We start from the raw sequence: 14,492 nt of genomic DNA on the forward strand, positions 1-14,492 counted from the left end.
CCCTTGCGGCCTAATCTATTCATCAAACCAATTAATTTCCGTCGATGCGCCGGTTAATCCGCTCCTGCATATAGTCATAAAACGGATTCGACGTGACTCGCATGAGCGCATCCTTCCCAACGCTAAGAACCGATGTCTCGCCCCACAGCGCAATGGTTCCCAGGCTGATGCCATAGCGGTTTTTGACCTCCGGATGACGGCCATACAGATCATCTTCAGGAGGGAACGGGATGGCCACATGCGAGAGCGAATAGACCTCTTGCGGATACGAAGTGGAGAGCGGGACGACCGTTTCACGCGTACTCTCCGCAGGCGTAATCTTAGCAACCGTGTCATCACTGTCTGCCCTGCGATTGGTCACCACCGTGACACTGTAACGCCTTTTTGCCGCAGGCAGGAGATCGGCAAGCGCTGTCCATGAAGAGGGTTTAAACAACGGACGGAAGCTCGCCGCCTGGTTGATATCAAACACCACCAGTTCACTGCCGTTTGCCGGAAGCTGGTCAAACAGCTCCGTCACCACCGCCCGGGTACTGACCGTAGAGTCCATGATGGACTGAAACGCTATCACCGGCGCGAGCTGGTCGAGGCGGTGGCTCTGTGCATCATGACTAAGCTGCTGCTGCAACGCCTGCGTCAGTAACCACGACTGTCGCGCCGCGTTCACCGGAAACGAATTATATTTGTAAGGGTTATATTCTGGAGCAATGTTGAGCCACGCGGCTTTGGCGAATGCCGGTAACATCGCGGGGAGCCCGGCGAATCCGGCAAAACGGGCGAACGCCGTGACGCCAATCATGGGCGACAGCAGTACCAGCTGCTGAGGTTTACGCAACGTCGGGGCGTCGAGCGCATCAAGGGCATATTTCATAGCCAGTGCCCCGCCGTTGGAATACCCCACCAGATGCAGCGGCACCGCGTCACCCGCCAGACGCGTCGCTTCACGTACGGCAAGCCGCGTCGCCGCCATCCACATCTCCCAGTCGACATCCGTTAACGCACCAGGCGCAGTGCCATGACCGGGCAGGCGCGGAACAACGGCGACAAAACCGTGCTGCTGATAGTTAACCGCAAGGTGTTTTACGCTGTAAGGCGAATCCGTCAGTCCGTGAAGCAGCACCACCGCTCCGCGTGGTTTGCCTTTTGGCATCAGCACAAATGAACGGTTGGCATCGGGTGAAAACTGTCCGGGCCATACCAGGCTTTGGCGGTTGTAGCGGTTAAGAGGGGTCTGCTCTTCTGCTTCCGTTTTCGCCGTCACCTCGTTTTCCAGCGCGCTGAAAATGGCGTTTTCGCGGGTCAGGTACTGGGTGAAATTTGCCTTGTCCATTTCCTGGACGGACATTTCATCCGCGCGCCAGGTATGCCAGCGGTGCAGTTCCGGCCCCTGCTGCGAGAGATAAACCCGCACGGCAAGCAGTACAAACAGGATAATCCCCAACACCAGGATACTTTTCTTTGCGAACGCAATCAGCCGCACGCTGACACGCCAGGGCCAATTCGCCATGCCGATTTTCCTTTCCAGCTCAGTGTCCTTCAATCTTAACAAAAATGTGAAGGCACTGACGTATTCACCAAAATCATTCTCCTCCGCTTCGACCAATGCACCAAAAGTGAACTACGCTGCACAAATGTTGATCATTGGTTAAACAAATATTGCATTAACTTTGCTGCATAGCGGGTTTACCCCCCTCCGTGAACATGGCACGCGTCCTGCATTGTTAATCAGGTAACAAAAATTCGGCAATTGACAGCCAGTTAACAGCGAGGCGGTATGACGACACAACCTGAAGTGCTGAGCCGTATCGAAGCGACCTTCAGTCAGCTCACGCCAAGCGAAAAGCGGGTGGCAAGCTGGATGCTGGCGCACGCCGCACAGATCCCCTTTGAAACGGCAGAAAGCGTAGCGCTGATTACCGGGACCAGCGGGATCACCGTCGGGCGCTTCCTGCGCAAGCTGGGATACCGCAATCTTGACGATGCCAAAAAAAGCCTGCGCGACCCTTATCAGCCCTGGGGTATGAACGAGCGTCTTGACTCGTGGCAGCAGCAGCAACCGCTGTCGGACCGCGTTCAGCACTCGCTTTCCCTGGAAATCGACGCGATTACGCAGGTGTACCAGCTGGCGCAAAGCGAGGCCTTCAGGCAGGTGGTCCATCAGCTTGCCCGTGCAGACGCGGTATTTGTGCTGGGTATTCAGTCGACGCGCGGGATCGCTAATGCGTTCTTCAGCCATCTGGAATATCTGCGCCCGCGCGTGAGCTACTCAGAAGGGTTATCCGGCAGTTGGGTGGAGTCCCTGAACTCCGGATTTGCCAACCCCTACGTGGTGCTGACCGATACCCGCGCTTACTCCGCTATCGCCCGTCAGTACTGTCGCGTCGCGAGTGAAAAAGGCATTCCGATGGCGCTCATTACCGATATCTGGTGTCCGTGGGCGCGGGATTACCCTATCGATTTACTGCAGGTGAAAACCGATACCGGACACTTCTGGGATTCGCTTGCCCCCGTCAGTTGCCTGTTCAACCTGCTGCTCTCGGGAGTGGTGGAAGCACTGGGTGAAGCGCTGCCGGAACGCCTCGCGGTAAACCGACAGCTACAACAAGAGTTTGGTCAATTCGAACGCTAAAGGAGTGGATCAATGTCCGACGAGTATCAACTGGTTGATGTGGCGAAGACGTTTCCCGCGCTGCATATCGATCTTAAATACGCCACCGATGACAACATCACCGGCAGGCCGATTTATCAGGAAGCGCGATGCTTGCTGCATACCGATGCGGCTACCGCGTTAGCGAAATCGATCGGCATTGCTACCCTGGCCGGACTGAAACTGGTGGTCTACGACGCCTACCGTCCGCAGGAGGCCCAGGCGCAGCTGTGGGATGCCTGCCCAAACCCGGAATACGTGGTTGATGTGGCCATTGGCTCGAACCACAGCCGGGGGACCGCCATCGACGTCACCTTGATGGATGAACGGGGTCACGTGCTGGATATGGGCGCCGGGTTTGACGAAATGCACGACCGCTCGCATCCGTATCACCCTTCCGTACCGCCGCAGGCACAGCGCAACCGCCTGCTGCTCAACGCCATTATGTTTGGCGGCGGATTCGTGGGCATCAGCAGCGAATGGTGGCATTTCGAGCTGCCAAACGCCGCAGGCTACCCGCTGTTAGACGACCAATTTCCCTGTTTTTCGACCACACACGCTGCACGTTAATACTGGAGCCCGGCCATGAAAAAAACGCTTCTGACCACCCTGATCGCCGCTACGCTGGCGTTAACTTCTACCGCTGCACTGGCAGCCGTCCCCAAAGATATGCTGGTGATTGGCAAGGCGGCCGATCCGCAAACCCTCGACCCGGCGGTGACAATTGATAACAACGACTGGACGGTCACCTACCCGTCCTATCAACGTCTGGTGAAATACAAGCCGGGCACGACCGAAGTGGAAGGCGATCTGTCGACGGGCTGGAAAGCGTCCGACGACCAGAAAGAGTGGACATTTACCCTGACGGACAACGCCAGATTCTCCGACGGTACGCCGGTCACCGCCGAGGCGGTCAAGCTATCCTTCGAACGTCTGCTGAAAATCGCTCAGGGCCCGTCGGAAGCCTTCCCGAAAGATCTCAAGATTGATGCGGTTGATGAGCACACGGTGAAATTTACCCTCAGCCAGCCGTTTGCCCCGTTCCTCTATACGCTGGCGAACGACGGGGCCTCCATCATTAACCCGGCGGCACTGAAAGCCAATTCCGCCGATGATGCACGCGGTTTTCTGGCGCAGAACACGGCGGGATCTGGCCCGTTTATGCTGAAAAGCTGGCAGAAAGGCCAGCAGCTGGTGCTGGTACCGAACCCACACTGGCCGGGCGACAAGCCGCACTTTAAGCGCGTGTCGGTGAAGATCATTGGCGAGAGCGCATCGCGCCGCCTGCAGCTTTCCCGTGGCGATCTGGACATCGCCGACTCTCTGCCGGTGGATCAGCTTTCCGCCCTCAAGCAGGAAGGCAAAGTGACCGTCGCGGAATACCCGTCCCTGCGTGTGACCTATCTCTATCTGAACAACAGCAAAGCGCCGATGAACCAGGCTGATTTACGCCGGGCAGTCTCCTGGGCGACGGACTATCAAGGGATGGTGAAAGGTATTCTGAGCGGCAACGGCAAGCAGATGCGCGGGCCGATCCCGGACGGCATGTGGGGTTATGACGCCACCGCCATGCAGTACAGCTTTGACGAGGCCAAAGCCAAAGCGGCGCTGGAAAAAGTGAAGGATAAACCCGCCAGCCTGACGTTCCTCTATTCCGACAACGATCCGAACTGGGAGCCGATCGCCCTCTCCACTCAGGCGAGCCTCGGCAAGCTCGGGATTAACGTCAAGCTGGAGAAACTGGCCAACGCCACCATGCGCGACCGCGTGGGCAAAGGCGATTACGACATCGCCATCGGCAACTGGAGCCCGGACTTTGCCGACCCGTATATGTTCATGAACTACTGGTTCGAATTGGACAAAAAAGGGCTGCCGGGCAACCGCTCGTTCTATGAGAACAAAGAGGTCGATGCCCTGCTTCAGGCGGCGCTGAAAACCACTGACCAGGCCGAGCGCACCAAGGACTACCAGCAGGCGCAAAAAGTGGTGATTGACGAGGCGGCCTACGTTTATCTGTTCCAGAAAAACTACCAGCTGGCGATGAACAAAGAGGTCAAAGGCTTCACCTTTAATCCGATGCTCGAGCAGGTGTTCAACATCGCCACCATGAGCAAGTAGCGGCTCTCGCCGGGGGAAAATGTATGACGTTCTGGAGCATTCTGCGCCAGCGCTGCTGGGGGTTACTCCTGGTGGTGGCCGGTGTCTGTATTATCACCTTTGTTATTTCACACATGATCCCCGGGGATCCGGCCCGCCTGCTGGCCGGTGACCGCGCCAGCGACGAAATGGTCCAGAGCATCCGCCAGCAGCTGGGGCTGGCCCAGCCGCTCTGGGTCCAGTTTGGTCGCTACGTGGACGCGCTGGCGCACGGTGATTTAGGCACCTCCATCCGCACGGGGCGGCCGGTGGCGGAAGATTTGAAGGCCTTTTTTCCCGCCACGCTGGAACTGGCCTTTTGCTCCCTGCTGATGGCGCTGGTGATTGGCGTGCCGCTGGGGATTTTATCCGCGGTCTACCGTAACCGCTGGCTGGACCACCTGGTGCGGCTGATGGCGATGACCGGCATCTCCACACCCGCGTTTTGGCTGGGGCTGGGGGTGATTGTGCTGTTCTACGGACAACTGCAAATTCTCCCGGGCGGCGGCAGGCTGGATGACTGGCTCGATCCGCCCACGCACGTGACCGGGTTTTATCTGCTGGATGCGCTGCTGGAAGGCAACGGCGAGGTGTTTTTCAACGCGCTGCAGCACCTGATTCTCCCCTCGCTCACCCTGGCGTTTGTTCACCTGGGAATTGTAGCGCGACAGGTTCGCTCGGCGATGCTGGAGCAGCTTAGCGAGGATTATATCCGCACCGCCCGCGCCAGCGGCCTGCCGGGCTGGTACATCGTCCTGCGCTATGCTCTGCCCAATGCGATGATCCCGTCGATTACGGTGCTCGGGCTGGCGCTGGGCGATCTGCTTTACGGTGCGGTGCTGACCGAAACCGTCTTTGCCTGGCCGGGAATGGGTGCCTGGGTGGTGACCTCTATACAGGCGCTGGATTTCCCGGCAGTCATGGGCTTCGCGGTGGTGGTGTCGCTGGCATATGTCTTCGTCAATCTGGTAGTGGATCTGCTCTATCTGTGGATTGACCCACGAATCGGGCGCGGAGGTGCCGAATGATGCTAACTCAGGAAACGTCCGCCCCCGTAAAACCCGCAAAGCAGCGCATCAACTGGGCAAAGCTGTTCTGGATGCTGCGCCAAAGTCCGCTCACGCTGATTGGCGGCGTAATAATGCTGCTGATGCTGGCGCTGATGGTGACATCACCGTGGATCGTACCGCACGACCCGAACGCGCTCGACCTGACCGCCCGCCTGCAGGCACCGTCTGCGCAACACTGGTTTGGCACCGATGAAGTGGGCCGCGATCTGTTCAGTCGGGTGCTGATTGGCAGCCAGCAGTCCATTACCGCAGGGTTAGCCGTGGTGGCGATCGCGGGCGGTATTGGCTCGCTGCTCGGCTGTCTGTCCGGCGTGCTGGGCGGGCGCGGTGACGCCATTATCATGCGGATTATGGACATTATGCTCTCCATCCCTTCGCTGGTGCTGACGATGGCGCTGGCCGCCGCGCTCGGCCCGAGCCTGTTTAACGCCATGCTGGCGATTGCGATTGTGCGCATTCCGTTTTATGTCCGCCTCGCGCGCGGGCAAACGCTGGTTGTGCGCCAGTTTACCTACGTGCAGGCCGCACGTACCTTTGGCGCTTCGCGATGGCACTTGATCAGCTGGCACATCCTGCGCAACGCCCTGCCGCCACTGATTGTGCAGGCCTCACTGGATATCGGCAGCGCGATCCTGATGGCCGCCACGCTGGGCTTCATTGGTTTAGGCGCGCAGCAGCCCACCGCCGAATGGGGTGCGATGGTCGCCGTTGGCCGCAACTACGTGCTTGACCAGTGGTGGTACTGCGCCTTTCCGGGGGCGGCGATTCTGATCACCGCTGTCGGTTTTAACCTGTTTGGCGATGGGATCCGCGACCTGCTGGATCCGAAATCGGGAGGAAAGCAGTGATGAGTGATGCCGTTTTAGCGATAGAAGATGTACACCTGAGCTTCCCGATTTTTCGCGGAGACGTTCATGCGCTTAACCACGTTTCGCTGGAGATCAAACGCGGGGAAATCGTCGGCGTGGTGGGCGAGTCCGGCTCGGGCAAATCGGTGACGGCGATGCTGGCGATGCGTCTGCTGCCGGAAGGCAGCTACCGTGTTCATCACGGAAAGGTCACTCTGCTGGGTGAAGACGTGCTGAACGCCACGGAAAAACAGCTTCGCCAGTGGCGCGGCGCGAAGGTGGCGATGATTTTTCAGGAGCCGATGACGGCGCTCAATCCCACCCGGCGCATCGGCAAACAGATGGTGGAAGTGATCCGCCAGCATCAGCCGCTTTCCCGGCGGGAGGCGCAGCAAAAAGCCATCAGCCTGCTGGAGGAGATGCAAATTCCCGACGCGGCCAGAGTGATGGAGCGTTATCCGTTTGAGCTTTCCGGCGGCATGCGTCAGCGGGTGATGATTGCCCTTGCCTTCTCCTGCGAGCCTGAGCTTATCGTTGCGGATGAGCCCACCACCGCGCTGGATGTGACCGTCCAGCTGCAGGTGCTGCGGTTACTGAAGCATAAAGCGCGCGCCAGCGGTACCTCGGTGCTGTTTATCAGCCACGATATGGCGGTGGTATCGCAGCTTTCTGACCGGATGTACGTGATGTATGCAGGGAGCGTGATAGAGAGCGGTGCCACGCAGACGTTAATTCATCATCCCGTTCATCCCTATTCCATCGGCCTGCTGCAGTGCGCACCGGAAAACGGCCAACCTCGCGACGTTCTACCCGCCATTCCCGGCACGGTACCCAACCTCAGCCAGCTTCCGCGCGGGTGTGCATTTCGCGAGCGCTGCTTTGCCGCTGGCGCGAAATGCGGCGAAACGCCCCGCCTGATGCCACACGGCGCTGAAGGCCAACAGGCGGCATGCTGGTACCCGCAACAGGGGGCACACCATGTCTGACATTCTGCTGGAACTGAACAGCGTGCACGTGAACTTTACCGCGCGCAAAAACTGGCTTGGGCGCGTTACCGAGCAGGTTCACGCCCTCAACGGGCTGGATCTCCAGCTCCATCGGGGCGAAACGCTGGGCATTGTCGGAGAGTCCGGCTGCGGCAAAAGCACGCTGGCGCAGCTGCTGATGGGGATGCTCAAACCCAGTACCGGCGTCTGCCAGCGGACACACCATGCTGGCGATATGCAGATGGTGTTTCAAGATCCGCTCTCGTCGCTCGATCCGCGCTTGCCGGTCTGGCGGATTATCACTGAGCCGGTGTGGGTGCAAAAACGCAGCAGCGTACGTGAACGTCGCCAGCTTGCTGAGGATCTGGCGCTGCAGGTCGGGATTCGTCCGGAATACCTCGGCAGGCTTCCCCACGCGTTTTCGGGCGGCCAGCGCCAGCGCATCGCCATCGCCCGCGCGCTCTCCTCCGATCCTGACGTCATCGTGCTGGATGAACCCACCAGCGCGCTGGACATCTCCGTGCAGGCGCAGATCCTCAATCTGCTGATCAAGCTACAGCAGCAGCGCAATCTCACCTATGTGCTGATCTCGCATAACGTCTCGGTGGTCCGGCACATGAGCGACCGCGTGGCGGTGATGTATCTGGGGCAAATCGTTGAGCTGGGAAGCGCCGCGCAGGTTCTGGGGGATCCTCAGCACCCGTATACCCGGCTGCTGCTGGACTCCGTCCCGAAAACCGGCGTGCCGCTGGATGAAGCGCTGGCGCTGCGTAAAACGGACCTTCCGGGTAACCGCCATCTGCCTGAAGGGTGTTATTTTCGCGACCGCTGCCCGATGGCAACGCAGGGGTGTGAACGTCCTCAACCGTTACAGCCCTCGCTTGAGGGCCGAAACGTGCGCTGCTGGCGAAATGCGGGTTAGATTTGCGCCATTCCGCCGTCGACAAACAGCTCGACGGCATTAATAAAGCTGGCCGCGTCGGAGGCCAGAAACGCCACAGCTTTACCGACCTCTCCCGGTGCCCCTAGGCGGCCCAGCGGAACCTGAGCGGCCAGCGCGTCGTAAAGCCCCTGGCGCTGGGATTCTGGCACCAGGTCACCCAGTCCTGGGGTTTTGACCGGACCAGGGCTGACGACGTTGACGCGAATGCCCCGCCCCTGTAAATCCAGTGCCCAGGAGCGGGCAAAGTTACGCACGGCGGCCTTACTGGCGCTGTACACGCTGAAGTTGGCGGTCCCTTTCACCGATACGGTCGACCCCGTAAGGATGATGGATGAGCCGGTGACCAACAGCGGCAGCGCTTTTTGTACCGTAAACAGTACGCCCCGCACGTTAGTGCCGAAGATCCGGTCAAACTGCTCTTCGGTGATGGCCCCGAGCGGCAGCATGTCCCCGCCGCCTGCGTTAGCAAACAGGATATCCAGGTGACCTGCTTCTTGTGCAATTTGGGCGTAGATCCGGTCGAGATCGGCAAGCGAAGAGACGTCTGCACGGATACCCACGGCAGCGGCACCGATGCTGGTGACAGCGGCATCCAGCTCAGCTTGGCGGCGACCGGTAATATAGACCTTAGCACCCTGTGCCGCCAGCTCCTGCGCGGTTGCCAGACCAATACCTGTGCTGCCGCCGGTGACCAGTGCGATTTTTCCTGCGAGCGTTGTGTTCATTGTATTCACCTTTAATGAGGGGGTTGGGTTGAACACACTTTAGCGCTGGCGTTATTGGTGAAAAATGGGCAAAAATGAAAATGACTATTCACACAGAGAAATAATCCGGGGGATCGCATGGATCAATTACTGGCGATGCGGGCGTTTACGCGAGTCGTCGAATCCGGCAGCTTCACGCGTGCGGCAGATTCTCTGAACATGCCGATCGCCACGCTGAGCAAGCTGGTTAAATCGCTGGAAACGCATCTGGAAACGAGGCTGCTGCACCGGACGACCCGCCGCGTCGTGACGACGCTGGAGGGGACGGAATACTATGAAAAAGCCATGCGGGTGCTGATTGATATTGAGGATATCGACACCTCGTTTCGCGCCTCCTGCTGTACGCCCAAAGGGCATTTGCGTATTGACGTCGGCGGCTCCACCGCGCGTGACGTGCTGATCCCCCTGCTGCCGGACTTTATGCAGCGGTATCCGGATATTCGCATCGATCTGGGCGTGGCTGACCGCCCGGTAGATTTGATAGGCGGCAATGTGGACTGCGTGATCCGCGGTGGCCCGCTTGATGATTCAACGCTGATCGCCCGCCGCATCGGGGAGGCGGAAAGGGTGACCTGTGCGTCACCCGACTATTTGAAGCGTCACGGCATTCCCGCGTACCCGCAAGAGCTGCGCAATGGACACAAGCTGGTGAGCTATCTCTCACCCGTAACCGGACGGGCGTTTCCTTTTCGCTTCAGAGAAAACGGCGAGGCGCTGGAAATCAGCGTGCCGCACTATCTTGGGGTAAACGAAAGCAATGCGCACCTGGCGGCGGCGGTCGCGGGGCTGGGAATTATTCAGACGTTTGGCTACGCGGCCCGTTCCTCTTTGAGAACCGGAGCGTTAGTTGAAATCCTTCATGAATGGCGTCCTACGGATTATCCTTTTCATGTGGTTTATCCGCAGAACCGGCATCTGACGCATCGCCTGCGGGCATTTATTACGTGGCTGGGTGACGTGTTCCCGACAGCGTTGAAGGGCTAGCCGGGCGGGCGCCCGGCTTTAGACTTAGTTGAGCTTATAGTCCAGCGTGATTTCCGCTTTTAATACCTGCGATACCGGGCATCCAGCTTTGGCCTTCTGGATGATGCCGTCGAATTTCTGCGGGTCAATACCCGGTACGGTGACCTTACTAGTTAGCGCAATTTTTGTGATCGCAAATCCACCGTCGGCCTTGTCCAGTGAGACATCTGCCGTGGTGTCAATGGAATCCGCGGTGAAGCCCGCTTCACCAATCATCAGCGACAGCGCCATTGAGAAACAGGCGGCGTGCGCTGCGCCAATCAACTCTTCCGGGTTAGTGCCCTTAGCGCCTTCAAAACGGGTGTTAAAGCCGTAAGGTTGTTGATTCAGGACGCCACTTTCCGTTGAAACCGTCCCTTTTCCTGATTTGATGTCACCAGACCAGTGTGCCGAACCGTGCTTATGAATCGTCATTCTTGCTCTCCTTTTGGCTTACAAAGGGTTAAGTATAGACTATGCCTCTGGCACTCTCCTGAACCCAGACAATTCCGTAACTTACCTTTGCCCTAACGACAACAAGGATAAACATATGACACTAAAAATCAGGACCGTCCTCGCGGTAACGACGCTGGCTATGTCGCTGTCTCTGCTGGCAAAGACGCCGGAAAACTTTATTTATACCAGTTCAGGCGATCTCGACGCGGCGTTCCCTCTTATTGCGCGAAGCGACATCGGCGGTGTGCAGATCGTCTACAGCTGGCGCGCGCTGGAAAAAGAGAAGGACAGCTATGACTTCTCGCAGATTGAACAGGATCTGGCGCGCCTCAAGGCCGCCAATAAAAAACTCTTTATTCAAATTCAGGATCGTTTTTTCGAAAAAGATGCCCGCTATGTTCCTGACTATCTGATGAAGGATAAGCAATATGGCGGCGGCATTGCGCCGCAGTTTGATAACCCAGGGGAAGGTAAACCGGTTGGCTCGGGCTGGGTAGCTCAACAGTGGGATCCCGCCGTGCGTCTGCGGTATCAGGCGTTACTGGCGGCCATTGCTAAGCAATTTGATGGCCGGGTGTATGGCGTGAATCTCCCCGAAACGGCGATAGATCTTGACGAGAAAAAACCACCAAAGGGATTTTCATGTGATAGCTATTTTGCCGGAGAAATGGAAAACCTGGCCTATGCGCGAAAGGCATTCAGCCAATCCCATGTCGTGCAGTATGTCAACTTCTGGCCGTGCGAGTGGAATAACGATCGCAATTACATGGGACGCCTGTTTGCCTTTGCCAGCGCCAATAACATTGGCCTCGGCGGCCCGGATATCGTTCCCAACCGCAAGGCGCACATGAAGAACGCTTACCCGTTCTTCAATCAGTACAAAGGTAAACTGGCCCTCGTCGCCATGGCCGTTCAGGAGCCAACCCTGACCTACCGCAACCCGGCGACCGGTAAACCGTTCACTAAAAATGAGTTTGTGCAGTTTGCAGAGAATTATCTCGGCGCTGATATCATCTTCTGGAGCACGTCATCCCCCTGGCTGAATGCGAAATAGCCATCAGCCCTGCCGCGCGTCGTTTGACAGATAGCGAGCAATTTCGTCCAGAAAGACGCGCAGTGCTGCGGGCTGATATTCCCGGGACTGATAAATACCGTGGATGGCTAAGGTTTTGGGTTTCAGCCCGCTCAGCAACGGGACCAGCGTACCCTGTTCAATCGCGGCCTGTGCTTCCTGCTCTGGCAGCATCGCAATGCCGCAGTGCTTCTCTGCCGCATCCATCAACAACGATGAGATGCTGGCGCTGAGGTTGCCGCTTACGGCGACGCTGACGTTTTCCCCTTCCGGCGTCAGGAAGTGCCACGACTGGCCAGCGAAAAAGCTGTAGTGCAGACAGTTGTGCTGCGCTAAGTCATCCGCATGTACTGGCGTGCCGTGGGTAGCGAGATACTGCGGCGATGCACAGAGTACGGAGCGGCACTCACCCAGCCTGCGGGCAATCATTCCCGGCTCCGGGTTATCCGTGATGCGAATCGCCACGTCAATCCGTTCTCCGACAAGGCTCACCGGATGGTTGTTAACGTCCAGCTCAACGCGCAGCTGCGGAAACCGGGACAGCAGATCGGGCAGCACCGGCGCGATAATGTGCATAGCGGTAAAATGCGCGCAGGCCACCCGCAGCGTGCCTGAAGGCAAATCTTTTGCCGACTGATCTTCAATTTCCTGCGACAGCTGCGAAAGCGTGCGCGTTTTTTGCAGCACCTTTTCCCCTGCCGCCGTCAGCGTCAGCTTGCGCGTCGAGCGGTTTACCAGCCGCGTTCCCGCCCACTTTTCCATCTGTTCCAGATAGCGGCTGACCATTGGGCGAGAAATACCCAGCGCGCGGGCTGCCGCGCTCAGGCTCCCCAGCTCGCATATTCGGTTATAGACCTGAGCAGCAATAACGCGATCCATACAACACTCCATTTGCTCGATTTATGAAACAAAGCATGTCTTGTTTCAGGAATTCTGGCAAATGCGAATATCCGTACAATAGCGATATTCCTGAACAACAGAGACAACAGCATGAAATTCACTCACCTTGCCCTGCTTTCCACCCTTTTTACTCCGGCTGTGTTTGCCGCGCCGTTGACCATTGATACCTATAACCCGCAGGAAAAAGGCATTTTTGCGGTCTCCTCCATGCTGGTCTCCGGCCCGAAACAGGCGGTGCTGTCTGACGCGCAGTTCAGCGTGAAAGATGGCGAAGCGCTGGTAGAAAAAATCCGCAAAAGCGGGAAAACACTGAACAAGATTGTGATCACCTCCGGCGATCCGGATTTCTATTTTGGCCTTCAGCCGCTGGTGAAAGCCTTCCCGAATGCTAAAGTGGTGGCCACGCAGCATGTGGTTGACCATATCAAAGCCACCAAAGACGCCAAACTCGCCTTCTGGGGTCCGCAGATGAAAGATGGCGCGCCAACGGAACTGGTTGTCCCTCAGGTGCTCGCGTCCACCACGTTTATGGTTGACGGAGAAAAGATTGATATTGAGGAGCCAGACAGCTACGCGGCCTATGTGTGGATCCCGTCAGCGAAGACTATCCTCGGCGGCACCGGCGTCTCCTGGGGCATTCACGTCTGGACAGCGGATACCCAAACGTCGGCTCGCCGTCAGCAGTGGCAGGAAACCCTGGATAATATGGCCGCGCACAAGCCAGAGCGCGTGATCCCGGGCCACTACCTCGGTACGCCGCCAGCCGGAACCGGCGCTATCGACTTTACCCGCACGTATCTGCAGCAGTTTGAACAGGCATTGGCCAAGCATAAGGATTCTGCTGGCGTGATTGCCGCGATGAAAAAACAGCAGCCGGACCTGGCCGAAGTCAGCTCTCTTGAGTTAAGCGCTAAGGTGAATACTGGCGAAATGAAGTGGTAAGTTAAACTCTGCTCCTGCTATATTTCCGTGATAGCAGGAGCAACCCGCAAATATCTACCACTCTCCCATTGATTCCCCCTCCTTTTTAAAAGCACATAAAAGCATGCACTTATGACTTTTTTAATTCTAAGATGAATCTTACACACAGCGCCGGAAATATTTGCCATTCTGAATGTGAATTATATTTTTGCACGCCGTAACATTAAACAGACAACGACACGGAGGCAGCATGTTTACTTATTACCCGGCAAATACTACAGCAGCACAACCGGAACTCGTTAACGCCATTGCGCAGGGTCTTCACGCCGAGCACGGTGCTGTGACTGAAGATGACATTTTGATGGAACTGACCAAGTGGGTGGAATCCACAGACAATGACATCCTCAGTGACATCTACCAGCAGACCATTAACTATGTTGTTAGCGGGCGAAACGCACCTTTGTAAAAACCTGCTAAGCTGGATCTGCAACCTAAGGGGTTACATTTCGTTTGCGTAAGCAAGCTTGTCCTTAAAACTATCAACAGGATTGAGGAGTTAACATGAAATCGAACCGTCAGGCACGCCATATTCTGGGACTGAACTACAAGCTTTCAAACCAACGTAAAGTGGTGATTGAGGGCGACAGTGAAACGCAGGTCACCCACGTCACGGGCAGAAAACGCCACGCAGGCAAGTAAGTTCCAGTAAGATATTTACGACACCATCGGTAATCCCGATGGTGTTTT

16 protein-coding genes are annotated in these 14,492 nt (G+C 57.3%); 12 read left to right on the forward strand and 4 right to left on the reverse strand.

Translation table 11 applies throughout. From position 1 onward, the window contains the following. Positions 1-31: 31 nt before the first annotated feature. Entirely contained in the window at positions 32-1,507 is a 1,476-nt protein-coding gene (locus ENTMO_RS0112560) for an alpha/beta hydrolase (protein ID WP_010431308.1), read from the reverse strand. Positions 1,508-1,774: 267 nt separating this feature from the next. Between ENTMO_RS0112560 and ENTMO_RS0112565 the strand changes: the two genes are divergently transcribed. From ENTMO_RS0112565 to ENTMO_RS0112595, 7 genes are read left to right on the forward strand one after another with little or no spacing between them, the layout of a single operon-like run. Further along, complete coding sequence (locus ENTMO_RS0112565) at positions 1,775-2,629, forward strand: MurR/RpiR family transcriptional regulator (protein WP_010431311.1); 855 nt, start codon at positions 1,775-1,777, stop codon at positions 2,627-2,629. A 12-nt stretch (positions 2,630-2,641) separates the two neighbouring features. Further along, the gene (ddpX, locus tag ENTMO_RS0112570) at positions 2,642-3,217 is read left to right on the forward strand and encodes a D-alanyl-D-alanine dipeptidase (RefSeq protein WP_010431314.1); all 576 of its coding nucleotides are present in this window, start codon (positions 2,642-2,644) and stop codon (positions 3,215-3,217) included. A 15-nt stretch (positions 3,218-3,232) separates the two neighbouring features. Next, the gene (locus ENTMO_RS0112575) at positions 3,233-4,765 is read left to right on the forward strand and encodes an ABC transporter substrate-binding protein (RefSeq protein ID WP_010431317.1); all 1,533 of its coding nucleotides are present in this window, start codon (positions 3,233-3,235) and stop codon (positions 4,763-4,765) included. A gap of 23 nt (positions 4,766-4,788) precedes the next feature. After that, a complete protein-coding gene (locus tag ENTMO_RS0112580) occupies positions 4,789-5,811 on the forward strand; it encodes an ABC transporter permease (RefSeq protein WP_010431320.1) in 1,023 nt (340 codons plus the stop codon). After that, entirely contained in the window at positions 5,808-6,701 is an 894-nt protein-coding gene (ddpC, locus tag ENTMO_RS0112585; RefSeq protein WP_010431322.1) for a D,D-dipeptide ABC transporter permease, read from the forward strand. The genes ENTMO_RS0112580 and ddpC overlap by 4 nt, the downstream gene beginning before the upstream one ends. Next, positions 6,701-7,687: an ABC transporter ATP-binding protein gene (locus ENTMO_RS0112590; protein ID WP_010431324.1), complete on the forward strand. Its 987-nt coding sequence runs from the start codon at positions 6,701-6,703 to the stop codon at positions 7,685-7,687. The genes ddpC and ENTMO_RS0112590 overlap by 1 nt, the downstream gene beginning before the upstream one ends. Next, positions 7,680-8,609: an oligopeptide/dipeptide ABC transporter ATP-binding protein gene (locus tag ENTMO_RS0112595; protein WP_010431328.1), complete on the forward strand. Its 930-nt coding sequence runs from the start codon at positions 7,680-7,682 to the stop codon at positions 8,607-8,609. Before ENTMO_RS0112590 ends, ENTMO_RS0112595 begins: the two co-directional genes overlap by 8 nt. Here the strand turns inward: ENTMO_RS0112595 and ENTMO_RS0112600 are convergent. Beyond that, positions 8,606-9,355, reverse strand: a complete 750-nt coding sequence (locus ENTMO_RS0112600; protein WP_010431330.1) for an SDR family NAD(P)-dependent oxidoreductase — start codon at positions 9,353-9,355, stop codon at positions 8,606-8,608. The two genes, ENTMO_RS0112595 and ENTMO_RS0112600, sit on opposite strands and share 4 nt — an antisense overlap. Before the next feature lie 117 nt (positions 9,356-9,472). On the opposite strand from ENTMO_RS0112600, the gene ENTMO_RS0112605 reads away from it, so the two are divergent. Continuing rightward, positions 9,473-10,378, forward strand: a complete 906-nt coding sequence (locus ENTMO_RS0112605) for a LysR family transcriptional regulator (RefSeq protein WP_010431331.1) — start codon at positions 9,473-9,475, stop codon at positions 10,376-10,378. A gap of 24 nt (positions 10,379-10,402) precedes the next feature. On the opposite strand, the gene ENTMO_RS0112610 is transcribed toward ENTMO_RS0112605, so the two are convergent. Next, positions 10,403-10,831 carry an OsmC family protein gene (locus ENTMO_RS0112610; protein ID WP_010431333.1) on the reverse strand — a complete coding sequence of 143 codons (429 nt, stop codon included), beginning with the start codon at positions 10,829-10,831 and terminating at the stop codon, positions 10,403-10,405. A gap of 115 nt (positions 10,832-10,946) precedes the next feature. Between ENTMO_RS0112610 and ENTMO_RS0112615 the strand changes: the two genes are divergently transcribed. Continuing rightward, a complete protein-coding gene (locus ENTMO_RS0112615; protein ID WP_010431335.1) occupies positions 10,947-11,906 on the forward strand; it encodes a hypothetical protein in 960 nt (319 codons plus the stop codon). A gap of 3 nt (positions 11,907-11,909) precedes the next feature. On the opposite strand, the gene ENTMO_RS0112620 is transcribed toward ENTMO_RS0112615, so the two are convergent. Further along, positions 11,910-12,803 carry a LysR family transcriptional regulator gene (locus tag ENTMO_RS0112620; protein WP_010431337.1) on the reverse strand — a complete coding sequence of 298 codons (894 nt, stop codon included), beginning with the start codon at positions 12,801-12,803 and terminating at the stop codon, positions 11,910-11,912. A 111-nt stretch (positions 12,804-12,914) separates the two neighbouring features. Here ENTMO_RS0112620 and ENTMO_RS0112625 point away from each other — a divergent pair, with 111 nt between their 5' ends. The 3 genes from ENTMO_RS0112625 (at position 12,915) to sra (ending at position 14,444) form a co-directional block, all read left to right on the forward strand. Beyond that, positions 12,915-13,766 carry a Vmh family MBL fold metallo-hydrolase gene (locus ENTMO_RS0112625; protein ID WP_010431339.1) on the forward strand — a complete coding sequence of 284 codons (852 nt, stop codon included), beginning with the start codon at positions 12,915-12,917 and terminating at the stop codon, positions 13,764-13,766. A 229-nt stretch (positions 13,767-13,995) separates the two neighbouring features. Further along, positions 13,996-14,211: a biofilm-dependent modulation protein gene (gene bdm, locus ENTMO_RS0112630; protein WP_010431341.1), complete on the forward strand. Its 216-nt coding sequence runs from the start codon at positions 13,996-13,998 to the stop codon at positions 14,209-14,211. Between the two features lie 95 nt (positions 14,212-14,306). Continuing rightward, positions 14,307-14,444, forward strand: a complete 138-nt coding sequence (sra, locus tag ENTMO_RS0112635; protein WP_010431343.1) for a stationary-phase-induced ribosome-associated protein — start codon at positions 14,307-14,309, stop codon at positions 14,442-14,444. Positions 14,445-14,492 lie beyond the last annotated feature (48 nt).

The organism is Enterobacter mori LMG 25706 (assembly GCF_000211415.1).
Lineage (GTDB): Bacteria > Pseudomonadota > Gammaproteobacteria > Enterobacterales > Enterobacteriaceae > Enterobacter > Enterobacter mori.